Source organism: Streptomyces speibonae (assembly GCF_984686075.1).
The window spans coordinates 2,050,661-2,073,516 of sequence record NZ_OZ480260.1 but is presented as its reverse complement, the minus strand read 5'-3'; the positions used below and the strand labels follow the sequence as shown (position 1 = coordinate 2,073,516).

25 protein-coding genes are annotated in these 22,856 nt (G+C 71.5%); 13 read left to right on the top strand and 12 right to left on the bottom strand.

Annotation, left to right across the window (positions count from 1 at the left end; genetic code table 11):
• Positions 1–284: 284 nt before the first annotated feature.
• Together AC5L3C_RS09100 and AC5L3C_RS09095 are read right to left on the bottom strand one after the other, a co-directional pair.
• Positions 285–500: a DUF397 domain-containing protein gene (locus AC5L3C_RS09100; RefSeq protein ID WP_493648286.1), complete on the bottom strand. Its 216-nt coding sequence runs from the start codon at positions 498–500 to the stop codon at positions 285–287.
• On the bottom strand, positions 497–1,441 hold the full coding sequence (locus AC5L3C_RS09095; protein WP_493653788.1) for a helix-turn-helix domain-containing protein: 945 nt from the start codon (positions 1,439–1,441) through the stop codon (positions 497–499). The genes AC5L3C_RS09100 and AC5L3C_RS09095 overlap by 4 nt, the downstream gene beginning before the upstream one ends.
• 150 nt (positions 1,442–1,591) lie before the next feature.
• Between AC5L3C_RS09095 and AC5L3C_RS09090 the strand changes: the two genes are divergently transcribed.
• A complete protein-coding gene (locus AC5L3C_RS09090) occupies positions 1,592–2,197 on the top strand; it encodes an ATP-binding protein (RefSeq protein WP_493648284.1) in 606 nt (201 codons plus the stop codon).
• A gap of 75 nt (positions 2,198–2,272) precedes the next feature.
• On the opposite strand, the gene AC5L3C_RS09085 is transcribed toward AC5L3C_RS09090, so the two are convergent.
• The 4 genes from AC5L3C_RS09085 to AC5L3C_RS09070 are packed head-to-tail and all read right to left on the bottom strand — an operon-like array spanning position 2,273 to position 5,496.
• Positions 2,273–2,437, bottom strand: a complete 165-nt coding sequence (locus AC5L3C_RS09085; protein WP_493653786.1) for a hypothetical protein — start codon at positions 2,435–2,437, stop codon at positions 2,273–2,275.
• A gap of 29 nt (positions 2,438–2,466) precedes the next feature.
• Entirely contained in the window at positions 2,467–2,664 is a 198-nt protein-coding gene (locus AC5L3C_RS09080) for a recombinase family protein (RefSeq protein WP_493648283.1), read from the bottom strand.
• Between the two features lie 16 nt (positions 2,665–2,680).
• A complete protein-coding gene (locus AC5L3C_RS09075) occupies positions 2,681–4,813 on the bottom strand; it encodes a HelD family protein (RefSeq protein ID WP_493648282.1) in 2,133 nt (710 codons plus the stop codon).
• Between the two features lie 53 nt (positions 4,814–4,866).
• Complete coding sequence (locus AC5L3C_RS09070; RefSeq protein WP_493648280.1) at positions 4,867–5,496, bottom strand: TetR/AcrR family transcriptional regulator; 630 nt, start codon at positions 5,494–5,496, stop codon at positions 4,867–4,869.
• A gap of 323 nt (positions 5,497–5,819) precedes the next feature.
• On the opposite strand from AC5L3C_RS09070, the gene AC5L3C_RS09065 reads away from it, so the two are divergent.
• On the top strand, positions 5,820–6,263 hold the full coding sequence (locus tag AC5L3C_RS09065) for a hypothetical protein (RefSeq protein ID WP_493648279.1): 444 nt from the start codon (positions 5,820–5,822) through the stop codon (positions 6,261–6,263).
• A gap of 208 nt (positions 6,264–6,471) precedes the next feature.
• On the opposite strand, the gene AC5L3C_RS09060 is transcribed toward AC5L3C_RS09065, so the two are convergent.
• Positions 6,472–7,272 carry a VOC family protein gene (locus tag AC5L3C_RS09060; RefSeq protein ID WP_493648278.1) on the bottom strand — a complete coding sequence of 267 codons (801 nt, stop codon included), beginning with the start codon at positions 7,270–7,272 and terminating at the stop codon, positions 6,472–6,474.
• A gap of 207 nt (positions 7,273–7,479) precedes the next feature.
• On the opposite strand from AC5L3C_RS09060, the gene AC5L3C_RS09055 reads away from it, so the two are divergent.
• Positions 7,480–8,319 carry a sulfurtransferase gene (locus AC5L3C_RS09055; RefSeq protein ID WP_493648277.1) on the top strand — a complete coding sequence of 280 codons (840 nt, stop codon included), beginning with the start codon at positions 7,480–7,482 and terminating at the stop codon, positions 8,317–8,319.
• Between the two features lie 690 nt (positions 8,320–9,009).
• Here the strand turns inward: AC5L3C_RS09055 and sepH are convergent.
• The 3 genes from sepH to AC5L3C_RS09040 all read right to left on the bottom strand — a co-directional run bounded on the left by sepH (position 9,010) and on the right by AC5L3C_RS09040 (position 12,892).
• Complete coding sequence (gene sepH, locus AC5L3C_RS09050) at positions 9,010–10,059, bottom strand: septation protein SepH (RefSeq protein WP_493648275.1); 1,050 nt, start codon at positions 10,057–10,059, stop codon at positions 9,010–9,012.
• A gap of 315 nt (positions 10,060–10,374) precedes the next feature.
• Positions 10,375–11,694: a D-arabinono-1,4-lactone oxidase gene (locus AC5L3C_RS09045; protein ID WP_493648274.1), complete on the bottom strand. Its 1,320-nt coding sequence runs from the start codon at positions 11,692–11,694 to the stop codon at positions 10,375–10,377.
• Complete coding sequence (locus AC5L3C_RS09040) at positions 11,654–12,892, bottom strand: MFS transporter (protein WP_493648273.1); 1,239 nt, start codon at positions 12,890–12,892, stop codon at positions 11,654–11,656. Before AC5L3C_RS09040 ends, AC5L3C_RS09045 begins: the two co-directional genes overlap by 41 nt.
• A gap of 146 nt (positions 12,893–13,038) precedes the next feature.
• Here AC5L3C_RS09040 and AC5L3C_RS09035 point away from each other — a divergent pair, with 146 nt between their 5' ends.
• Both AC5L3C_RS09035 and AC5L3C_RS09030 read left to right on the top strand, forming a co-directional pair.
• Positions 13,039–14,166: a ferrochelatase gene (locus AC5L3C_RS09035; RefSeq protein WP_493648271.1), complete on the top strand. Its 1,128-nt coding sequence runs from the start codon at positions 13,039–13,041 to the stop codon at positions 14,164–14,166.
• Between the two features lie 8 nt (positions 14,167–14,174).
• Positions 14,175–14,999 (top strand): inositol monophosphatase family protein, encoded by an 825-nt coding sequence (locus AC5L3C_RS09030; RefSeq protein ID WP_125503786.1) that lies wholly within the window; start codon positions 14,175–14,177, stop codon positions 14,997–14,999.
• Between the two features lie 79 nt (positions 15,000–15,078).
• Here the strand turns inward: AC5L3C_RS09030 and AC5L3C_RS09025 are convergent, their stop codons facing one another.
• Complete coding sequence (locus AC5L3C_RS09025; protein WP_164555597.1) at positions 15,079–15,252, bottom strand: hypothetical protein; 174 nt, start codon at positions 15,250–15,252, stop codon at positions 15,079–15,081.
• Between the two features lie 440 nt (positions 15,253–15,692).
• Here AC5L3C_RS09025 and AC5L3C_RS09020 point away from each other — a divergent pair, with 440 nt between their 5' ends.
• The 4 genes from AC5L3C_RS09020 to AC5L3C_RS09005 all read left to right on the top strand — a co-directional run bounded on the left by AC5L3C_RS09020 (position 15,693) and on the right by AC5L3C_RS09005 (position 19,224).
• Complete coding sequence (locus AC5L3C_RS09020) at positions 15,693–16,346, top strand: response regulator transcription factor (protein WP_007387794.1); 654 nt, start codon at positions 15,693–15,695, stop codon at positions 16,344–16,346.
• Between the two features lie 6 nt (positions 16,347–16,352).
• On the top strand, positions 16,353–17,594 hold the full coding sequence (locus AC5L3C_RS09015; protein WP_493648269.1) for a sensor histidine kinase: 1,242 nt from the start codon (positions 16,353–16,355) through the stop codon (positions 17,592–17,594).
• Between the two features lie 393 nt (positions 17,595–17,987).
• Positions 17,988–18,284 carry a DUF4193 domain-containing protein gene (locus AC5L3C_RS09010; RefSeq protein WP_003993510.1) on the top strand — a complete coding sequence of 99 codons (297 nt, stop codon included), beginning with the start codon at positions 17,988–17,990 and terminating at the stop codon, positions 18,282–18,284.
• Between the two features lie 13 nt (positions 18,285–18,297).
• The gene (locus tag AC5L3C_RS09005) at positions 18,298–19,224 is read left to right on the top strand and encodes a hypothetical protein (RefSeq protein ID WP_493648267.1); all 927 of its coding nucleotides are present in this window, start codon (positions 18,298–18,300) and stop codon (positions 19,222–19,224) included.
• A 205-nt stretch (positions 19,225–19,429) separates the two neighbouring features.
• Here the strand turns inward: AC5L3C_RS09005 and AC5L3C_RS09000 are convergent, their stop codons facing one another.
• Entirely contained in the window at positions 19,430–19,936 is a 507-nt protein-coding gene (locus tag AC5L3C_RS09000) for a DUF3093 domain-containing protein (protein WP_493648266.1), read from the bottom strand.
• Positions 19,937–19,994: 58 nt separating this feature from the next.
• Here AC5L3C_RS09000 and AC5L3C_RS08995 point away from each other — a divergent pair, with 58 nt between their 5' ends.
• The 4 genes from AC5L3C_RS08995 to AC5L3C_RS08980 all read left to right on the top strand — a co-directional run bounded on the left by AC5L3C_RS08995 (position 19,995) and on the right by AC5L3C_RS08980 (position 22,762).
• Positions 19,995–20,579 carry a PaaI family thioesterase gene (locus AC5L3C_RS08995; protein ID WP_125503778.1) on the top strand — a complete coding sequence of 195 codons (585 nt, stop codon included), beginning with the start codon at positions 19,995–19,997 and terminating at the stop codon, positions 20,577–20,579.
• Entirely contained in the window at positions 20,576–21,142 is a 567-nt protein-coding gene (dut, locus tag AC5L3C_RS08990) for a dUTP diphosphatase (protein WP_493648264.1), read from the top strand. Before AC5L3C_RS08995 ends, dut begins: the two co-directional genes overlap by 4 nt.
• Before the next feature lies 1 nt (position 21,143).
• Complete coding sequence (locus AC5L3C_RS08985; protein WP_493648263.1) at positions 21,144–21,905, top strand: DUF3710 domain-containing protein; 762 nt, start codon at positions 21,144–21,146, stop codon at positions 21,903–21,905.
• A 164-nt stretch (positions 21,906–22,069) separates the two neighbouring features.
• On the top strand, positions 22,070–22,762 hold the full coding sequence (locus AC5L3C_RS08980) for an ABC transporter ATP-binding protein (RefSeq protein WP_493648262.1): 693 nt from the start codon (positions 22,070–22,072) through the stop codon (positions 22,760–22,762).
• Positions 22,763–22,856 lie beyond the last annotated feature (94 nt).

Below are 22,856 nucleotides of genomic sequence, written 5' to 3'. Positions count from 1 at the left end.
TGCCAACGGACGGCGGGCTCGCGGCTATTCCTGGCGCCAAGCTGCGGGCAGTCATCGCCCTCAGCGCGCGGCCTACGAGATCCGCGGAGCCACCGACGCCGACCGGCTACTGCCCGTACCTCGCCAGGCACTCCTGCGACGAAGGTGACGAGGCCGACCCTCGCGGCCATAGACGCTGTCGGCAGAGAGGCGGAACCGGCGTACAAGGCCGAGGTACCCAGTAGGTACGGAGGGCCCTGACGACCGACATCCAAGTCGGCAGGGCCTTCACGGTCGTGCGAGCGTTACACGCGCCGCTCCGACGAGGTCAACCCGATGAGGCTTGCCCATGCCTCACGGGAGACGGTGAGCACGGGGCCGGCCTCAGCCTTCGAGTCACGGACGTGCACGATTGCCGTGGTGGCCGCCACCTCCACACAATCGCCGCCCTCGGTACCGCTGTAGCTGCTCTTGAACCATGCCAGGCCGGAGGCGACGGTCGAGGACTCGGCGTTGTTCATAGTGATCCCAGCACCCCTTCGATGACTTCCAGTGACTCTCGCGGACTGAGAGCCTGCGATCGGATAATCCCATAGCGGGCGGCGGCCAGAACCCCTTGCTCCGGGTCGGTCTGTAGAGAGCCGATTCCTTGTGCCTCGGCGTACACGAACTTCTTACCGTCCTTCCGTGTCACAACCGTGAACGGTCCGTTCACACCGGCGTTGTCCTCGCGGTCGACCGGCATGACCTGGATCTCGACGTTGCGCCTCTGCCCGATCAGTAGCAGATGCTCCAACTGCCCGCGCAGCACGGGCTTGCCTCCGTAGGGCCGCCGCAGAATTGCCTCGTCGAGTACGAAGCTCAGTAGCGGGGCAGGCCGACGCTCGAAGATGTCCCGTCGGGCCAAGCGTGCCGTCACTCGCTGCTCGATGGTCTCCTCGTCCAGGGGAGGCCGCCTCATGGCTAGCAGCGCCCTCATGTACTCCTCGGTCTGAAGCAACCCTTTGACTACCAGGGTGTCGTAGGCGACCAGCTCAACGGCCTCCTTCTCCAACACCGCCATCCCCTGAAAGAACACCGGATACTGAGCCCGCTCCACCTGCTCCATCCACAGGCACAGCAACCCACCCGCACCCAGCACCTCATCCGCCCGCTCGATCGTCCTCGGCGTCGGAATCCTCCGCCCCTGCTCGAACGAGGCGATGGTGGACGCCGAGTACCCGAGTCGCCGCCCGAACTCCTCGCGCTCCAGCCCCGCCCGCACCCGCAGCGTCTTCATGGTCTGCCCGAACGTGACCACGACACCCCGTCCGGCCTCGTCCTCCGGTCGCCGCCCGGTACCGTCGTCGTTCTCCCACCCGTCCCCGAGACTCAGAACGGCCACATACGCGCCGCCGTCGCCGTTCCCACGCTCCCCGGAAACCGCCTCGGCCCCGGCCTCCGCGTCCGCGCGCTCCGCCATGTCCACCACCGCCTTCTCTCGCTCAACGCCCCCGCAAGGGACGCCGTCACGGCGCGCAGCTCCGACACGCGCGTACAACACGGGTACAGCCGCCCCCTGTCGCTGCGTCACCACTGGTCACGCTACGCGACCGACGGGACCGTGAGAGGCGTGACGACGAAACCCACCAATTCCACCGACACCACCCAACCCGCCAGTTTCTGCGGCCCCTGCGAGGCACCCACACCACCGGGGCCTACCTTCGAGATGCGCTTCACCTCCACACCGCGCGGAGCCCGTCTCGCCCGCCGCCTCGCCGCCGTTCGCCTGGACGCGTGGGGCATCCCGTACGGCACCGACCCGCACGACGCGATCGTGCTGATCGTCGCGGAGCTCACCTCGAACGCCGTGCGCCACGGCCATGTCTCCGGCAGGGACTTCCACCTCCGCCTCCACGCCACCCTCGAGCGCCGCACCGTGCGCGTCGAGGTGACCGACACCCGCACCGAACGCCACCCCCGCCGCCCCGCCACCCCGGAGGAGATCGACGGCACCGACGAGGCCGGCCGCGGCCTGCTCCTCGTATCGCGGCTCGCGGCCCGCTGGGACTGGCACCTGCGCCCGGACGGACCGGGCAAGACGGTCTGGGCGGAGTACGAGCCGGTACACGCCGCGCTGCGGGAGTGGAACGGCTATGACCCTGGAGTGCGCGAGCAAGCCGTGCTGGACGCCGAGTCGGACAGGCGGATCCGTGAGGCGAGGGGGCAGACCAACTGATCACCGAGGTGGGCGAGCCGACACTCCACCAGGGGCGCCGGTAAGAACTCTGTCACCAGCTGCAAACGGCGGTGATCAGCCTTCGGACCTGGCGGGTTGGGGCAGCGCCGCCGTGCTCGGTGCCTCGGCGAGCGCGATGCGACCGCCCTGCAGTTCGGGCACGTAGTTGTAGATGGTGTTCCTGGAGACGCCGAGGAGCTTCGCGATCGAGGTGACGGTGTTCTCCGGGCGGGCGAGCAGGTCACGTGCGTGACGTACCTGTTGGCCGGTCAGGGCCGGCGGACGCCGCCCGAGGCGGGCACCTCGGGCGCGGGCGGCCTCAAACCCTCGTTGGTGCCCTGGAGGATGAGTTCGCGGATGAACTCTGCCAGGGTCGCGTAGACGTGGAAGACCAGGTGTCCGCCGGGTGTGGTCGTGTCGAGTGCCTCGTGCAGTGATCCGGCGTCGATCCGGTCGCGCCCCGCCACTTACCGATCTTGCTCATCAATCGGTCGATAGATCAACGCTGGAAGTCTCTTGGGTGTGCTCGGTGTTCAGGGTCTGCGGTTCGATGTGCTGTGACTCCAAGGACCGGATCGCGAGCGGCAGTGGTGCGCAGTGCACGATGTGGAGGCGGGAGACCGCTCGGGTGAGGGCCACGTACAGGCGGTTCATGCCGCGAGGCTCGGCTTGGACGATGGTTGAGGGCTCGACCACCACGACGTGGTCGTACTCCAGTCCTTTGGCGGTGGAGGCCGGCACGATGGTGAGGCGGGCTCCAAGAGTGTCCGGTCCGGATGCCGGGATCCCGGCCGCGATGAGAGCGCGGTGGAGCTTTGGTGCGTCGGTGTCGGCTGCGATGACGCCGACGGTGCCTGTGTGCTCCAGGGCTGTGTTCACGGCCATGACTGTCGCGGCGGTCGTGTCGTGGGTGGTCTCGATGCTCACCTCTCCGTCGCGGCGCAGGGATCGGGCGGGTGGCACGTCCGCGTCGAGGTGGTGCAGCAGGCGGTTGGCGAGTTCGGCGACGGCGCCGGGGACGCGGAATCCTGTGGTGAGTGCGGTGACGCTGGCGTCTGGCTTCCCCAGGTGGGTGAGGAACTGCGGCCAGTCGCGTGCGGCCCAGGGGGTGGTGCCTTGGGCGAGGTCCCCGAGGACGGTGACGGATCCGAAGGGTGAGCGGCGGGCGATGGCGCGGCACTGCATGGGGGACAGGTCCTGAGCTTCGTCGATCACGACATGCCCGTAGCCGCCGGGACGCTCGATGAGGCCGGCGAGTTCGTCGAGGAGGAGGAGATCGGCCGCTGACCAGCGGGCCGACCTGGCAGAGCGCGGGGGCTTGGGCCATAGGAGGGTCTTCTGCTCGTCCGCGTCGAGGACGCCTTCGGAGGCGGCGGCCAAAGTGTCCGGACGGGTGAGCAGGTCGGCGAGGATTTCCTCGGGTTGCACGGCGGGCCAAAGGGTGTTGAGCAGAGTGGTGACCGGGCGTGCCCGGGAGATCTTTTGTACCCATGTATTGGTGCGGGGGCCGCCGCGGCGCTCGGCCTGCTGCTGAACGGCGCGGACGATGCGGGTACGGACGCGTTCGCGCCCCACGGCATAGGGGGGTTCCTCGGTGCACACGTCCCGGACGATCTTCTCCAGTTCGCTGGCGGCTACACGCCAGCGGTAGGAGCCGTCCGGCAGTACGAGCGGCTGCGTCACCTCTGTGCCGACTCGTGCGTAGAGCGCGCGGCGCAGGACCTTTGCCATGCGGATGTCGTGCTTGACGATCGCCGTGGCGTCGCTGTCCTGCACCGTGACCGGGTGGCGGGCGATCTCGTCGTCGAGGGTGGACTGCCTCACGCCCGTCTCACCGAGCGCGGGCAGGACCTGGGAGATGTAGGAGAGGAAGGCGCGGTTGGGGCCAAGGATCAGCATTCCGCCGCGCTGGATGCGCTGCGGATGGGTGTAGAGGAGGTAGGCGGCGCGGTGCAGTCCGACCGCGGTCTTGCCCGTGCCCGGGGCGCCCTGGACACAGAGGGACGTGGTGAGGTCCTCCCGTACGAGGTCGTCCTGCTCGGGCTGGATGGTGGCGGCGATATCGCGCATGGGACCGATGCGGGGGCGCTCGATCTCGCCGGCGACGATGCTGCTTTCCCGCACCTCGCCCTTACTGAGGTGCTCGTCCTCGAGGCCGGTGAGGTCGGCCGAGTCGCCGCGGCCGGCAGGTGACCAGCCGAAGCGGCGCCGGACGGCGACGCCTTGAGGGGTGCGGGCGCTTGCCTGGTAGAAGGCGCGTGCCACCGGCGCGCGCCAGTCGACCACCAGCGGTGGGGCGGACGGATCGTGCGCGATGCGCACACGACCGATGTGGTATTCCTGCCCGGCGTGGTCGCCGGCGGCCTGGGGGTCCCGGGCGAAGTCGAGGCGTCCGAAGAACAGCGGGCCCTGGGGCAGCTGCCGAAGTTCCTTGGCCTGGCTGCGCAACTGGTAGCCGAGTACTTCGGCGTCGGCTCCGGACGCGGAGGCGTCCTCACCGACGACCACCTGTTCTTGCGCGCCGTCAATCATGGCCTTCAGCGCCGCTCGGCATGCGTCGTGGTACGCGCGTTCCTGGGTCAGGGCGTCACTGAGTACGGAGTCGGAGCGTGGCATCCCCCAACAATAATGCAACCGAGTAACATTTTTTACCTGGTTGCGTTGCGAGGTCAGGCAAGGTGCGGCAGTCCGGCCTCGAGTTGCGCGAAGGCCGACTGGGCCACTGCCACGGCCTCGGGATAGAGCCCGTCCGCGCTGTGGCCTGCTGTGATGTGGCGCCAGTTCTCCTGCGCGAGGATGCGCTGGACGGCGACGATCTGCCCGGCGGCCAGGCGCGCCTGGACGCCACCGCCGGTTTCGCCGCCAAGGACGTCGGCAAGAGCGGCTTCGTCCCGTTCCACATGAGCGTGCAGGCGCGCCACCAGTGACGGCGTCCCGTGCAGCAGCCGGTGGAAGGCGAGCACCTCGGCGTCATCGTTCAGACCGGTCACCGGATCGCGCCGGGCGAGCCCGTCCAGGAAGTGACGTCGCAGCGCCTCCAGCGCAGAGCGCCCGGCCGGGCGCTGTGCGACCACCCTGCCGGCCTCCCCCTCATGGTCGGCCAGCCGGTGCAGAACCAAATCCTCCTTGGCCGGGAAGTACCGGAAGAGCGTCGGCTTGGAGATGTCGACGGCCGCCGCGACATCAGCAACGGTCACCTGCTCGAAGCCCTTCTGCAGGAAGAGCCTGATGGCCGTATCCGACAACCGCTGATGCATCTTCTGCTTCTTGCGCTCGCGCAGCCCGCCCACGTCGCTCATACCAGAAGCGTACGCAGCGACCCTCGTCCGGTTCCCCCGACAAGCCGGGCCTGAACCGGCTGCTGAACCTCACGGTGTCCACCAACCACACGCTGAAATCGGGCACGTTCACGCCCGAGGTGTTCCGGTCGGAGCTGGCGGAGAGCGGCTGGCCGAAAGCCCTGGCAACAGCGCGGGAGACTCTGCGTCAGAGGCTTGCAGTCGCCGTCGGGGAAGCGGCCCCCCGTCTCCGGCCGCAGCCGCAGCCGCAGAGCGCCACCGACACCCACGAACCTCCCGAACAGCACGAGCGGCCGGGAAACGCGCCGAAGGAGTCCGGCACCATGACCACCACATCCCAGACAGCCCTCCCGGCCACGGCTTTGTTGCAGCACTTGGAGGCGGCGGCCACCGCCGACCGCACCTGCAAGACGCACGAAGCCGTGCGGTTCGAACTGATGGCGGCTCTCCTGCGCGCGGACCGGCAGCCCGAAACCTCCGCCGTCGTCGACGTCAGGTGTGTCACCGACACGGGACTGCACCTCTACGAGGTCCTGGGCGCCGGCCGGACGTCCCACGCCGACCTCCGGGCGGGCGCGGCGCGGCTCCTGGAGGTCGACCACACCCTGCCGAGCAAGGCCGACCATCGCTACCTCGTTCTCTCCGGGGCGCCCGCCGAGCCATGGTCCGTTGGCTCGATCCGGGATGTCTTCGCCATCGAGGTCATCTGGCGCACTCCGGACGGCTGGGAGGGCGACGCAGCCGGAACGGCTCTGGGGGCCGGTTGAGGACCGGGAACGTGGGTTCGGTGCCGACCACCTGTTCACCGACGCCGTCCGGCCCGCTCGGCGGAGCAAGCGGTGTCAGTCCGCGGAACCACGGTGGCGCGCCACTGAGCTCAAGGGCGTTCCACACCATGGGCATGCACAACGCAACGGCTCGTGGCCTGGTCCGGACCTGCTCACCGGCGCCCTTGCGCCGCCATGAGCCTCCGTGTCACCGCGCGGCCTCCACCACAGCGAACCGAGCCCCCTCCGGGTCCGTCACCATGGCGACGCGGCCGTGGGTGCCGTCGTGCGGCCGGTCGAGGACCCGGCCGCCCAGGTCGCGGACCCGGTCCACCGCGCGGTCGACGTCGGTGACGACGAAGTACGTCGTCCAGTGCGGCCCCCGCTCGTGCGGCAGCGCGCTGCCCAGGCCGTGGACGCCGGCGACGGGGCGGCCGGCCAGGTGGAGGGTGACGTGGTCGGCGGGGGAGGTGTCCGTGCGCTGCTCGTGGCCGAACACGGTCTCGTAGAACTTGGCCACATGGGCCGCCTCGTAGGTCGTCAGCTCGTTCCAGGCGGGAGCGCCGGGTACGCCGGTGACCGCGGGGCCGGTCCGCGCGGACGCCTGCCAGACGCCGAAGACGGCGCCGCACGGGTCGGAGCCGATCGCCAGGCGCCCGGCGTCGTCGGCGTCCAGGGGGCCGACTCCGACCGTGCCGCCGCACGCGCGCACCGCGTCGGCCGTCAGGCCCGCGTCGTCCGACGCGAAGTACGGCGTCCAGGCGACCGGCAGATGACGGTCCGGGGGCTGCACGCCGATGCCGGCCACCGGCCGTCCGTCGAGTAAGGCGCGCACATAGGGGCCCAGTTGCCGGGGTCCGGGACGGAACTCCCAGCCGAACAGTGCCCCGTAGAACTCCTCGATCGCGTCAAGTCCGTGCACCATCAGGCTCACCCAGCAGGGTGTGCCGGGTGTGTGCCGGGCGGGCGCCTCGCCGTTCGGGCGGGCGTGTCCCCGTGCGTCGGTCATCGTCACTCTCTTCTCGGCCGCGTGCTCGCGGGCCGTGGTCATCTCGCCCCTGCGGGTCGTGTACCCCGTCCGCTCGGCGGATCGTTCCCGCGCCGATGCCGACACAGTATGTGCCCGATCCCGTACACTTCGTGACCGGTCCTGCCCGGCCGAGCAGAGTAGTCGGACCTGGACGACTCGGCCACCCCGTGCGCGAGGATGGTGACCATGAACGCCATCATCTCCGCATCCGAACTCGCGAGCGCACGCGCGGGTGCGCACCCGCCGGTGCTGCTCGACGTCCGCTGGCAGCTCAGTACGGCCCAGGCGCCGTTCGACGGACGGGCCGCGTACGAGGCCGGGCATCTTCCCGGTGCCGTCTTCGTCGACCTCGACAAGGAGCTGGCGGCCGCGCCGGGCGGGCGGGGCCGCCATCCGCTGCCGGAGCTCGCGGTGTTCGGTGCCGCGATGCGGCGGGCGGGCGTGTCGGCGGCGCGCCCGGTCGTCGTCTACGACGGCGGGCTGGGCTGGGGCGCCGCCCGCGCGTGGTGGCTGCTGCGGTGGACGGGGCACCCGGACGTGCGGGTCCTGGACGGCGGGCTGCCGTCCTGGGAGGGCCCGCTGGAGACGTCGGTGCCGCGGCCGGCCGAGGGGGACTTCGTGCCGGTGGCGGCGGAGGCCGGGCTGCTCGACGCCGACGGCGCGGCGGCGATGGCGCGTTCGGGCGTGCTGCTGGACGCCCGCGCGGGGGAGCGGTACCGCGGCGAGGTGGAACCGATCGACCGGGTCGGCGGACACATCCCGGGCGCGGTCTCGGCCCCCACGACGGAGAACGTCGGCCCCGACGGCCGCTTCCTGCCCGCGGGGGAACTGAACGCCCGCTTCAAGGGCCTGGGCGTGTCGGAGGATGCACCGGTAGGCGTGTACTGCGGCTCAGGCGTCTCCGGCGCCCACGAGGTACTCGCCCTGGCAGTCGCGGGCATCCCCGCGGCCCTGTACGTAGGTTCCTGGTCGGAATGGTCATCGCACCCGGAACGCCCGGTGGCAGTGGGCCCGGACCCGCAGTAGCCGCGCGCCCCACGCGAAGCGGACGCGGCCCGTCACGGACGTCGCATTCCACGCACAACCGCCCCGCGCGGTGCTCGCCCCGCCCGGGACTCGCACTCCCGGCCCGCCGCGCAGGCGGCTTCCGTGCGCACCCGTTCCGCGCAGGGCTCGTCCCACCCCGGTGCCTGCCCGGCCGACCCGGCGCGCGGGTGGGCTGTGGCTTGCGTCGGTGCGCGGTCCCGCGTGGTGCGCCCCGTCATGGCGCCGACGACGCCGGCGTTCCGGCGGCACCGCAAGTGGGTTGCTGACAGTGTGCGTCGGAGTGGTTGTCGCGTCCGGAGCGCCTGGCCGGCGGTGGGCCCGGACCCGCAGTAGTGCTGCGTGACTCGTGCCCGCGTGGAGTTGATGCCGCGAGGCGGGCCGTCGCTCTGTGCGCGGGCGCCCCGCGCGGTGCTCGCTCCGCCCGGGGCTTGTTCTGCGCGGCCGGGCGGATGTGGGGCGGGCGCAGGCGGCGGTCTCCGCGCGCACGGCTGCGCGCGGTGCTCGTCCGGCGGCGGGGGATGCACGGCACGGCGCGCGGGCGGCGGCCTTTCGGAGATGATGCCGTCGGGCGTCGGCGGGCGCGGGGAGCTTCTGGCGCGACGCGATGGGGCGCCCCTCCAGCGGGGCGCCCCATCGGTGAGCGTTTGGCCGGGCGGGTTGCCCGGACCGTTACTCCTGCTTCTTCCGGCGGGTGCCGAACACGATCTCGTCCCAGCTCGGTACCGCCGCGCGGCGGCCCGGGCGGACGCCGTCCGCCTCGGCCTGGCGGTCGGTCGAGCCGACGAGGCGGTCCCGGTGACTGCCGACGGAGCGTGGCATGAGGACGTCCGCGTAGGCGGAACCGGCCGAGGCCGCGGGGGCCGGAGGCTCCTCCGCCTCGGGTTCGGACTCCGGCTCCTCCGGGGCGTTCTCGGGCGTGCGCTCCGGCACGACCAGGTCGCCCCGGAAGCTCGGCACCGCCTCCAGCAGGCTGGTCAGCGAGTCCCGCTCGCCCGAGGCCGTGACCGCCGTGGACTCCTCGGCGGGCTCGGACGCCTGCGCCGGCAGGCTCGGCCGCTCGCGGTCGCCGGTCCGGTCCAGCGGGCGGTCGCGCGGCAGCCGCGCGATGCGCGGGACGAACGGGAAGCTGGGCTCGGGCGCGGCCAGGTCGTCGGACTCGCCGATCAGCGAGCGGGCCTCGTCGTCGACGGCCTGGACCAGCCGCCGCGGCGGGTCGTACGTCCAGCTCGCCGAGTGCGGTTCGCCCGCCACGCGGTAGACCAGCAGCACCTCCCAGGTGCCGTCGTCACGGCGCCAGGAGTCCCACTGCACGGTGTCCTTCTCCGCGCCGCGCAGCAGCAGCCGCTCCTGAACGGCCTCGCCGAGCGGGGGCCCGGAGTTCTCACCGGGCCGGCGCACGGGTGTCTTGCGGGCGCGCTCGGCCATGAACGCGCGCTCGGCGAGGACCGGGCCCTCGAAGCGACGCACGCGGTCCACGGGGATGCCGGCCATCTGGGCGACCTCTTCCGCGGTCGCACCGGCTCGTATACGCGCCTGGATGTCGCGGGGGCGGAGATGACTCTCCACCTCGATCTCGATCTGGCCGAGGCGGGGACGGTCGCCGCGCACGGCGGCGCGGAGCCGTTCGTCAATCGGAAGCGTGTACTCCGTGCTGTCCGCAGCCTTCAGCACCAGCCGTGTGCCGTCATTCGAGACGGCCACGACACGCAGTTCGGGCATGGGGACCTCCCGGGTGGTGCCTGCCGACGTCACGTGCGTCGCTGCTTCCGCTAGTCGAGTGTGGCCTGCCCGGGTGCAGCCTGCCACAACCTTGCCGAGTTGCCCGGCGTGTCGGGCGCGGGCCCTGGATCGCCGTTATGGCACGGTTACCTATTCGCAACGCTAAGTGACCAACTGTGTCACCCTGTGCAACTAGCCCCCCTCCCGGCGGTCCTCAAAGGTCCCGAGCACCCTGACGGGAGACCGGACCCAGGGCTCGCCACAGTACTCCATTCGGACCACGAGCGTGGATGGGCGCGCCGCTCAACGCATCCTCTATGTCCCCAGGACCCTCCGCAAGTAGTCGTTGCGGAACCGGCGTTCCGGATCGAGCCGGTCGCGCAGCGCCGTGAATTCCCCGAAGCGCGGATACACCCGGGAGAAGTACTCGGCGTCCCGCGTGTGGATCTTCCCCCAGTGGGGCCGCCCCTCATGGGCGGTGAAGATGCGTTCGGCGGCGGTGAAATACCCCTGATAGGGGGTCCCCTTGAACATGTGGACGGCCACGTAGGCGCTGTCCCGGCCGGACGCCGTGGACAGCGTGATGTCGTCGGCCGGCGCGGTGCGCACCTCGACGGGGAAGCTGATCCGCAGCGGCGAGCGGTCCACCATCGCCTTCAGCTCCTTCAGCGTCTCGACGAGCGCCTCGCGCGGAACGGCGTACTCCATCTCCACGAACCGCACTCGGCGCGGCGAGGTGAAGACCTTGTAAGGGATGTCGGTGTAGGTCCGCGCGGAGAGCGCCCTGCTGGATATCCGTGCGATGGCCGGGACGGCGGCGGGCACCGCGCGGCCGACCCAGTTGGCCACCTGGAACGCCCCGTTGGACAGGAGTTCGTCGTCGACCCAGCCCCGGAGCGGGTGCACGGGCCGCTCCGGCCCCGCGCTGCGGTTGTTGCGCTTGGTGTTGGTGTTGCCGGTGTGCGGAAACCAATAGAACTCGAAGTGCTCGTTCTCCGCGTGGAATTGGTCGAACTCAGCACAGACACGGTCGAACGGCATCGGCTCCTCACGGGCCGTGAGCAGGAAGACCGGCTCCACGGCGAACGTCACCGCCGTGATGACGCCGAGCGCGCCGAGCCCGACGCGGGCGGCCGCGAAGACCTCCGGGTTCTCCTTCTCGGAGCAGGTCAGCACCGAACCGTCCGCGGTGACCAGTTCGAGGCCCCGGATCTGGGCGGCGATGGAGGCGGAGTCGCGGCCCGTGCCGTGGGTGCCGGTACTGGTCGCCCCCGAGACCGTCTGCTCCATGATGTCGCCCATGTTGGTCAGCGACAGCCCCTCCCGCGCGAGGGCCAGGTTGAGTCTCTTGAGCGGCGTGCCGGCCTCGACCGTGACCGTGCCGGCAGCGCGGTCGATGTCACGTATGCCCGTCAACAGTTGAGGGCGGATCAACAGGCCGCCGGTGGCGGCTATCGAGGTGAAGGAGTGCCCGGTGCCGACGGCCTTCACCGGCAGGCCGTCCTCGGCGGCCCGGCGCACGGCGGCGGCCAGCTCGTCGACGGAGGCGGGAGTGACCTCCCGCGCGGGGCGGGCGGAGACGGTCCCTCCCCAGTTACGCCATGTGCCGTTCCTCGCGCTCGTCGTGCTGCCCAACGGAGCCTCCCCGACCCGGAGCCGGCCGCTTGAGCCGGCGGTACCCCAGGAAACCGACCGCGACCGCGACGGCCCCGGCCGCCGCCGGAACCCCGTACCCGGCACGCGCGCCGGCCGCGTCGATCACCCAGCCGGCCACGGAGGAGCCGACCGCGACCCCGACCGCGAGCCCGGTGCTCACCCAGGTCATGCCCTCGGTGAGCTGCGCGCGTGGTACGTGCTCTTCGATGAGGGACATCGTCGTGATCATCGTCGGAGCGATGGACAGACCCGCAACGAACAGCGCCACGGCCAGAAACGGCAGGTTCCCGACCAGTAGGAGTGGGATCATACTCATGGCCATGGCGCAAACGCCCAGCAGCCAACGACGTTCCGCCGCCCCCGCGAAGCGCAGCAGCCCGAACACGACGCCCGCCACGCACGAGCCGAGCGCGTACACCGCGAGCACCGCGCTGGCCGCGGCCTTGTTCCCCCGCTCCTCGGCGAAGGCCACGGTGACCACGTCCACGGCGCCGAAGATCGCGCCCGTCGCCACGAACGTCCCCACCAACACCCGCAGGCCCGCGCTGCGCAGCGCCGTGCCGCCGCCCGTCTTCTCGCGCGGATGCGGAGCCGGCTCGGTGGCCCGCTGCGAGGTCAGCCAGAAGACCCCGGCCGCCAGGAAGCACGCGGCGAGCAGTGGCCCGGCCTCCGGGAACCAGGCCGTGGACAGTCCGATGGAGACGATCGGCCCGAAGATGAAGCAGACCTCGTCCACCACGGACTCGAAGGAGTACGCGGTGTGCAGTCGCGGCGTGCCCCGGTACAGGGCGGCCCACCGGGCCCGGATCATCGCACCGAGACTCGGCACGCAGCCGATGCCGACACACGCGGCGAACAGCACCCATTCCGGCCACGCGTAGTGCGCGGCGAACAGCAGCACCGACGCCGCGCCGAGTGAGAGCAGCGTCGCCGGGCGCAGCACCCGGCGCTGCCCGTACTGGTCCACCAGGCGGGAGACCTGCGGTCCCGCCAGGGCCGCCGAGAGCGCGATCGTGGCCGACAGGGCGCCGGCCAGTCCGTACCGACCGGTCAGCTCGGAGAGCATCGTCACCACGCCGATGCCCATCATCGACAGCGGCAGCCGGCCGATGAACCCCGCGGCCGAGAAGGCCTTGCTGCCGGGCGCGGCGAACAGGGCGCGATAAGGGCTGGGCACGGGGACTCCGGAGGTCTCAGTAAGGTGCGACCGCAATCGGTACAGCTTACGGCCGGGAGCGGCCGCGACGCACCGCGTTCTACCGGGGCATGCCCGGGGACCCCCGCCGTGTCCCGGCTGTCGGTGGTGAGTGGGAGGATCGAGGCATGCCAGACGTGCTCGACGCCAGTCCCTATGACGCTCTGCTCCTGCTCTCCTTCGGCGGCCCGGAGGGCCCGGACGACGTGGTCCCGTTCCTGGAGAACGTGACCCGCGGGCGAGGCATCCCCAGGGAACGCCTCAAGGAGGTCGGCGAGCACTACTTCCTCTTCGGCGGGGTCAGCCCCATCAACGACCAGAACCGTGCCCTGCTGGACGCGCTGCGCAAGGACTTCGCGGAGCACGGCCTGGACCTGCCGGTCTACTGGGGCAACCGCAACTGGGCGCCGTACCTCACCGACACGCTGCGCGAGATGGTCCAGGACGGCCGCCGCCGCATCCTGGTCCTCGCCACCAGCGCCTACGCCTCGTACTCCGGCTGCCGCCAGTACCGCGAGAACCTGGCCGACGCCCTCGCCGCCCTGGAGGCGGAGGGCCTGGAGCTGCCGAAGGTCGACAAGCTGCGGCACTACTTCAACCATCCCGGCTTCCTGGAGCCCATGACCGACGGCGTGGTCCGGTCGCTCGAGGACCTCCCCGAGGAGGTGCGGGACGGCGCGCACATCGCCTTCTGCACCCACTCCATCCCGACCGCTGCCGCGGACACCTCCGGTCCCGTCGAGGACCACGGCGACGGCGGTGCGTACGTCGCGCAGCACCTGGACGTGGCCCGGCTGATCGCCGACGCCGTACGGGAGCGCACCGGCGTCGACCGGCCCTGGCAGCTCGTCTACCAGTCCCGCTCGGGCGCCCCGCACATCCCCTGGCTGGAGCCCGACATCTGCGACCACCTCGAGGAGCGGCACGCCGCCGGGGTCCCGGCCGTGGTGATGGCCCCCCTCGGCTTCGTCTCCGACCACATGGAGGTCCTCTACGACCTCGACACGGAGGCCACGGCCAAGGCGGGGGAGCTGGGGCTGCCGGTGCGGCGCTCGGCGACCGTCGGCGACGACCCGCGGTTCGCCGCCGCCGTCCGCGAGCTGATCGTGGAGCGCGCGGCGACCGAACGCGGGCAGGACGTCGCACCGTGCGCCCTGGGCGCGCTCGGCGCGAGCCACGACATCTGCCCCGTGGGCTGCTGCCCCGCCCGCGCCCCGCGTCCCGCCGCCGCGGGCGCCGACAGCCCCTACGCATGAGGAGCCCCGTGACCGATCCTTTGCACGCGGAACTGCTGGAGCTCGCCCGGGAGGCCGCCCTCCGCGCGGGCGAGCTGCTGCGGGACGGCCGCCCGGCCGACCTCGCGGTCGCCGCGACCAAGTCCAGCCCGATCGACGTCGTCACCGAGATGGACCTCGCGGCGGAGAAACTGATCACCACCATGATCGCCGAGCGCCGCCCGGACGACGGCTTCCTCGGCGAGGAGGGCGCCGCCACCGAGGGCAGCAGCGGTATCCGCTGGGTGATCGACCCGCTCGACGGCACGGTGAACTACCTCTACGGCCTGCCCACCTGGGCCGTCTCCATCGCGGCGGAACAGGACGGCGAGACCGTCGTGGGGGCCGTGGTCGCGCCCATGCGCGGCGAGGCCTACCACGCGGTGCGCGGCGGCGGGGCCCGGGCCACCGGCGCCTGGGACGGCGAGCGCGAGCTGAGCTGCCGCCCCTCACCGCCCCTGGACCAGGCCCTGGTCTCCACCGGCTTCAACTACGTCACCGAGGTCCGCGCCCACCAGGCGGACGTGGTGCAGCGGCTGATCCCGCTGCTGCGGGACATCCGGCGCGGCGGCTCGGCCGCCATCGACCTGTGCGACGTCGCCGCGGGCCGTCTCGACGGCTACTACGAGCGCGGACTGCACCCCTGGGACCTCGCCGCCGGGGACCTGATCGCCCGGGAGGCGGGCGCGCTGACCGGTGGGCGCCCCGGAGACGCCCCCTCCCGCGCCCTGACCGTCGCCGCGAGCCCCGGCGTCTTCGAGCCCCTCCAGCGGCTCCTGGAGGACCTGGGAGCCTGGCACGACGGGACGCCCTGATCCGGGCCACCACCCGGCATCGCACATGTGAACGGGCCCCGGCGCTGGATTCGCCGGAGCCCGCTCACCTGCTTACCGATCAGACGCTGTGGGCGCCGACCTCCACGCCGTGCTCGGCGGCGAGGCGGCGCAGGTCGTCGAGCTCGCCCTGCTCCACTTCGACGAGGAAGTCGTCGCCCTCGGCGCGCGCCCGCGACAGATCGGACTCGGTCGCCCTTATGCGCTGCAGAAGTCCTGCGGTGAAAGCGTCCATGCTGCGCCCCCTCGTCCTGGGTCGGTGGGTCGGTGGCACGGGGGTGTGCCGTTCGGAAGGGACGATCACGTCCGAAGCGGATGCCCGGTGTCACCCTGCTGGGCGGCAACGGTGCCGGACATCCATGCCCGCTCTGCGGAAGCGGACTGCGTCGTACCGCATGGTGGTGCGATACGCGCAGAGCGTGATCGTGGGATGTAAAACCCGTCCTCCCCAAGCTCCCTTCCGGGGAAACCTAACCGCGCGAGAAAATCTCGTATTCCCGCCCCGTTCGCCCCCAGGTTGCCGGGCCCCGCACCTGTCCGCCGCCGTTCCTCCACCCGCCTTACCTCCGACTTATGGCCGAAAGGGGCAGGATGGAGGCAACACACCCACCCGCAACCCTGCCCGCGTGCGCCTTGCAGCGCTGCGCGGGCGGGACATGAGGAAGGACAAGCGACGTGCGCGTACTCGTCGTCGAGGACGAGCAGCTGCTCGCCGATGCGGTGGCCACCGGGCTGCGCCGGGAGGCCATGGCCGTCGACGTCGTGTACGACGGTGCGGCCGCCCTGGAGCGCATCGGCGTCAACGACTACGACGTGGTCGTCCTCGACCGCGACCTCCCCCTGGTGCACGGCGACGACGTGTGCCGCAGGATCGTCGAGCTCGGCATGCCCACGCGCGTGCTGATGCTCACCGCGTCCGGCGACGTCAGCGACCGGGTCGAGGGCCTGGAGATCGGCGCCGACGACTACCTGCCCAAGCCCTTCGCGTTCAGCGAGCTCATCGCGCGCGTGCGTGCCCTCGGCCGGCGCACCAGTGTGCCGCTGCCGCCCGTCCTGGAGCGCGCCGGGATCAAGCTCGACCCCAACCGCCGCGAGGTGTTCCGCGACGGCAAGGAGGTGCAGCTGGCGCCGAAGGAGTTCGCCGTGCTGGAAGTGCTCATGCGCAGCGAGGGAGCCGTGGTCTCCGCCGAGCAGCTGCTGGAGAAGGCGTGGGACGAGAACACGGACCCGTTCACCAACGTGGTCCGGGTGACCGTGATGACCTTGCGCCGCAAGCTGGGCGAGCCGCCGGTCATCGTGACCGTGCCCGGCTCCGGCTACCGGATCTGATCCCCGATGGCCGCCACCCCCACGCCGGCGTCCCCGCAGGCCCCGCCGAAGCCCACCTGGGACCCTCGCAGGCCGGTACCGCCCTTCCCCTGGCTGCGCCCGACCATCCGGATACGGCTGACCCTGCTCTACGGCGGCATGTTCCTGATCGCCGGGATCATGCTGCTGTCGATCATCTACCTGCTGGCCGCGAACGCGCTCAACGTGGGCAGTGACCTGCCGTTCCGGATCCTCTCCGGAGAGGTCTCCAGCGACCTGTGCAACCTGCGCAGCTCCCCGCTGCCCGCCGACGACCTCAACCGGGCGCTCAACGAATGCGTCAACGAGCAGCGCCAGCACGCCCTGGACGATCTGCTCAGCCGCTCGCTGCTCGCCCTGCTCGGTCTCGCGATCATCGCCTTCGCCTTCGGCTACGCGATGGCCGGCCGGGTCCTGTCGCCGCTGGGCCGGATCACCCGCACCGCCCGCGCGGTGGCCGGCTCGGACCTCTCCCGCCGGATCGAGCTGGACGGCCCGGACGACGAGCTGAAGGAGCTGGCCGACACCTTCGACGACATGCTGGAGCGGCTCCAGCGGGCGTTCACGGCCCAGCAGCGCTTCGTCGGCAACGCCTCGCACGAGCTGCGCACCCCGCTGGCGATCAACCGCACGCTTCTGGAGGTCCATCTCTCCGACCCCAACGCGCCGGTCGAGCTCCAGCAGCTGGGCAAGACGCTGCTGGCCACCAACGAGCGCAGCGAACAGCTCGTCGAGGGCCTGCTGCTCCTCGCCCGCAGCGACAACCAGATCGTCGAGCGCAAACCGGTCGACCTGGCCGAGGTCGCCACCCAGGCGATCGACCAGGTGCACGCCGAGGCGGAGGCCAAGGGCGTGGAGATCCGCGGCACCCGCGAACCCGCGGTCGTCCAGGGCAACGGTGTGCTGCTGGAGCGCATCGCCCTGAACCTGGTGCAGAACGCCGTGCGGTACAACGTGCCGGAGGACGGCTGGGTCGAGGTCACCACCGAGGTCCAGCACGGCCAGGCGGTCCTGGTGGTGTCCAACACCGGCCCGGTGGTACCGGCGTACGAGATCGACAACCTCTTCGAGCCGTTCCGCCGGCTGCGCAGCGAGCGCACGGGCAGCGACAAGGGCGTCGGACTCGGTCTGTCCATCGCGCGGTCGGTCGCCCGGGCGCACGGCGGGCACATCTACGCACAGCCGCGTGAAGGGGGAGGCCTCGTGATGCGCGTCACCCTTCCGATCTGACATCATGCCCCCGACACAACGGGGTGTTCGCTTTGCGCAGAATTTCCGGGACCCATCACCGGCATCCCCGTGTGTGATCGATCACAGGGGCGATTTCTCGGTCATGCACTCTCCGTGATCATGGCCGCCGTCGAAACGTCGGAAAAGTCCTGGTTTTCAGGGGGCTTGATCACGGGAAGTACACGTTGAGGCGCCTTTGAAGTGCGGCGTCGGGACCGTGTACGGTCCCCATCGCCATCCAAGCCGATCACTCATGAGGAGTCCGGTTGGGTGTCGATTGAGTAACAGACCTTGATGTGAGGCAAAATCTCCGCCTCAGGTCGGGCACAAGTCCGGCCTCTCACGCGTTACGTGCGCTGGAGACACCGCATACACCCAGAGGGGGAGAGCGACATGGCAACCGACTACGACACTCCACGCAAGACCGATGACGACGTCGACTCGGACAGCCTGGAAGAACTGAAGGCCCGGCGGAACGACAAGTCGGCCTCGGCCGTGGACGTCGACGAGTTCGAGGCCGCCGAGGGCCTCGAGCTGCCCGGAGCGGACCTCTCGAACGAGGAGCTGGCCGTCCGGGTCCTGCCGAAGCAGCAGGACGAGTTCACCTGCATGAGCTGCTTCCTGGTGCACCACCGCAGCCAGCTGGCCCGCGAGAAGAACGGCCAGCCGATCTGCCGCGACTGCGACTGAGGCGGGGTCGGCCGTGACCGGCTCGACCCCTCCGCGGAAGCGCCGCTTCCTCAACAGGGGAGCGGACCAAGGGCCCCAGGGCCCACAGCACGACACGCGTGACCCAGAGCGAGGCTCAACCGGCACCGGGGCGGCCTCGCTCGAAGCAGTATCCGGCCGGGGTGACCTCCCGGCGTCCCTGGAGGTCACCGCGCCCGTGGCGCACCGGAGAACCGCCGTTCTCCGCGACAAGGCCCGGGAAGGAGCCCGCAAGGGCGGTGCCCGCGCCAGGGCGGGGCTCGGGCATCTCGCGGACCGGATCATCGAGATCGCCCCGAGGGTGCCCGTCAGAGACCTCGCGACGCTGCGCCGGCAGTTCCCCGGGCTCGGACCCGAGGAGCTCGCGGACAAGCTCGTGGCGGGGGCGGCGAAGGCCACGGCGACGGTGGGGGCCGGTGTCGGCGCCGCGGCGATGATGCCCGTGCCGCCCGCGATGCCGGCGGAACTGGCCGCGGAGATCACCGGCGTCGCCGCGATCGAACTCAAGCTGATCGCCGAACTCCACGAGGTCTACGGCGTACGGCCGCCCGGCGGCCTCGCTCAGCGCAGCACCGTCTATCTGAACTCCTGGTCGGAGGAGCGCGGGGTCGAGGCGACCAGGCCCTCCACCGTGAGCGCGGCCCTGAACAGCCGCATGAAGCGCGAACTGCGCCAGCGGATCATGAAGCGCACGGTGCGCAATCTGCCGAATCTGATGCCGTTCCTGGTCGGGGCGGCGGTGGGGGCGGTCATGAACCGCCGGGACACCAGACGGCTCGCCGCGCGCATCCGGGGGGATCTGCGGAGGATCCAGGTGCCCTGGTCGGCACTGGCCGCGCTTCCCGCGCTGGAGCACCCGGACGACGTCCTGCCCGAGGCCGCGCTCAAGGAGCCCGGTGGCGGACGCGACGGGGCGTCCTGAGCACCGTTCCGTCGCCCCCGCCGCCCCTTCCCGTCCCGTCCCCGGGGGCTGCGCCCCCGGACCCCCTTGTCGGCCCTGAACGGGCCTCGTCCTCAAACGCCGGACGGGCTACCTGACGCCCCGCACGCCACCGAACCCCGCAGACGCACCTCCCCCAGGGGCGCGGGGAACTGCGCTGCGCGAGGGGAAGCTCCCGTGCCTCACCTCACCGGCCGGCGTCGGCGTGCCCCTCGTCCCCGTTCTGCTCCGCCGGAGAGGCACCCCGCGCGGCGGACAGCGCACGCGCCAGCCGTTCCGGCTCCCGTGTCGACAGAAAGACGTACGGCGTCGGGTCCTCCGGGTCGGTGACGTCCACGCGCACGGCACCGGGAATGTACGCCCGCAGCAGCATGAAGCAGCGCGGGTCGGCCCTGGGCCCCCGCCACGCCCGCGCCTCCTCGGCGTCCAGCACCTCCGCCTCGCCCAGCGCCGACACCGGAATCCTCGCCTCACCCGCGATCAGATGGCCCCCCACCACCCGGATGCGCACCGAGCCGTACGCACTGGCCACGACCGCCGCCGAGGCCGTCCCCCCGGCCAGGCCGCCGAGCATCGGCAGCGTGCCGAACGGCAGCAGAACCAGGGCCAGGGAGAATCCCACCAGGAAGGAGAGCAGCCACCAGGAACGGGGCGCGGTGAGGCGTTCTTCGTACGGGGCGGCGGAGAGCTGCATGAATCCAAGCTTGGCACGGTGTCGGGAGAGCACTCGCGCGCGGGTAAGGTCTCCGCCTGTGAGTGGTACTTCCCCAGCCCTTCAGCCTCCCGCCGACGCCGTGCCGCCGGCGCGCCACCCGGACGCGCCCGCCCCCGGCGAGCTCCTCGGCTCCCACTACGGCCAGTGCTTCGGCTGCGGCGACGAACAGCCCCACGGACTGCACCTCCAGGCCCGCGCCGGCGAAGGCGTGTCGATCACCGCCGAGTTCACCGTGCAGGCCGCCCACCAGGGCGCCCCGGGCCTCGCGCACGGAGGAGTCCTCGCCACCGCCCTGGACGAGACGCTGGGCTCCCTGAACTGGCTGCTGCGGACCATCGCCGTGACCGGCAGGCTGGAGACGGACTTCGTCCGCCCGGTACCCGTCGGCACCGTGCTGCATCTGGAGGCCGAGGTCACGGCCGTGGCGGGTCGGAAGATCTACTGCACCGCCACCGGACGCATCGGCGGCCCCGAGGGGCCCGTCGCGGTCCGCGCGGACGCCCTGTTCATCGAGGTCAAGGTCGACCACTTCATCGACCACGGCCGCGAGGAGGAGATCCAGGCCGCCATGAGCGACCCCGACCAGGTCCGGCGCACCCGTGCCTTCGAGGTGAACCCGTGAGCGGGCCCGGCCCCGGCGCACTCGAGGTGCTGATCAGGCGTGTCGACCCCGACGTACCGCTTCCGGCGTACGAGCACCCGGGCGACGCGGGGGCCGATCTGCGCACCACCGAGGCCTGCGAACTGGCCCCCGGGGAACGGGCCGTCCTGCCCACCGGAGTGTCTGTGGCCCTCCCCGACGGGTACGCGGCCTTCGTGCATCCGCGATCCGGTCTGGCCGCCCGCTGCGGTGTGGCCCTGGTGAATGCCCCGGGGACGGTTGACGCCGGGTACCGTGGGGAAATCAAGGTGATCGTGGTGAATCTCGACCCGCGCGAGACCGTGCGGTTCGAGCGCTTCGACCGGATTGCCCAACTGGTCGTCCAGCAGGTCGAGAGGGTCCGCTTCGTGTCCGTCGCGCAGCTTCCCCCCTCGGTCCGGGCCGAGGGGGGCTTCGGGTCCACCGGCGGCCATGCCGCGGTGGAAGAAGAAGGTAAGAGCGGCACAAGCGTTCAGGCCGCCGTAGGCGGTACAGCGGGTGGGAATCGATACGCTTCGGTCGTATCCGACCGGGAAGGACAGTGACGTGTTCGGACGTCGCAAGAAGAAGGATGCCGCCGAGGGTGCGGCCGGCGAGGCCGAGCAGGTCGTCGACGGTGTCGACACTGAGGCGGACGGCGAGGAGGAGGCCGAGCGGCTGAGGCTCGAGCCGGCGCCGCGGCCCGACGGCCCCTGGGACAGCAGTGAGGTCCGGGAGCCCGGCGAGGGCCGGGTCGACCTGGGCGGGCTGTTCGTGCCCGGAGTCGACGGCATGGAGCTGCGGGTGGAGGTCGCGGGCGACGCGATCGTCGCGGCCACCGTCGTGCTGCGCGACAGCGCGATCCAGTTGCAGGCCTTCGCCGCTCCCAAGCGTGAGGGCATCTGGGGCGAGGTGCGCGAGGAGATCGCCACCGGCATCACCCAGCAGGGCGGCATCATCGACGAGGCCGAGGGTCCGCTGGGCTGGGAGCTGCGCGCCCAGGTGCCGGTGCAGCTGCCGGACGGCACCGGCGGCTTCCAGGTGGTGCGGTTCGTCGGTGTGGACGGCCCCCGCTGGTTCCTGCGCGGGGTGATCTCCGGCCAGGGCGCGGTGCAGCCGCAGGCGGCCGGGCTCCTCGAGCAGATCTTCCGGGACACGGTCGTCGTGCGCGGCGAGGGCCCGATGGCACCGCGCGACCCGATCGTCCTGAAGCTGCCGAACGACGCCCAGATGGTCCCGGAGAACGTGCAGCAGGAGGAGGGCGGCTCCCGCTTCGCCGGCGGGATGGGCCAGCTCCAGCGCGGACCGGAGATCACCGAGGTGCGCTGAGCGCTCGGCGCGCCGGGCTCACAGGGCCGTGTCCCCGAGGGACGCGGCCCTTCCTGTGCGCGGGCCCGGATCCCTTCCCTCACAGGACGACCCCGCCCGCCCGTTGATCGACCGGGCACGGACGGGGATACTGGCGCCCGGTTTCACGGGGGAGGGACAGCCGCATGAATCAGGTGATCACCGACGCCATGGTGCGCGTCGAGGACGTGCACAAGTCGTACGGCACCGGGGCCGCCGCGGTCCACGCGCTGCGCGGCGTCTCCTTCGAGGTCCCGCGCGGCGAGCTGGTCGCCCTCAAGGGACGCTCGGGATCGGGCAAGACCACGCTGCTGAACATCGTCGGCGGCCTCGACACCCCCGACCGCGGGCGGGTCCACGTCGACGGCGGCGACCTCGCCGGCCTCGACGAGAACGGGCTGCTCGCCCTGCGCCGGGACCACGTCGGCTTCGTCTTCCAGTCCTTCGGCCTTATCCCGATCCTCACCGCCGCCGAGAACGTCGGCGTCCCGCTGCGGCTGCGCCGTGCCGACCCGCGCGAGCGCGAGGAGCGCGTCGCCCTGCTGCTCTCCCTGGTCGGACTCTCCGACCACGCGGCCCAGCGGCCCGGCGAGCTGTCCGGTGGCCAGCAGCAGCGGGTCGCTATCGCCCGCGCCCTCGCCAACAGCCCCTCGCTCCTCATCGCCGACGAGCCGACCGGCCAGCTGGACGCCGAGACCGGGCACGCCGTCATGGAGCTGCTGCGCGCGGTCGTCCGCAGCGAGCACGTCACCGCGCTCGTCGCCACCCACGACGCCACCCTGCTCGGCCTCGCCGACCGCGTGCTGGAGCTGAGCGACGGCGAGATCACCGAGCACTGAGCCCTGGGCCGGGGAACGTATTGTGGGATTCTTCCCGTCGTCGGATTCTTCCCGCGGGACGGGATGCCGGGCCACGCACGCCGTGGGACCCGCA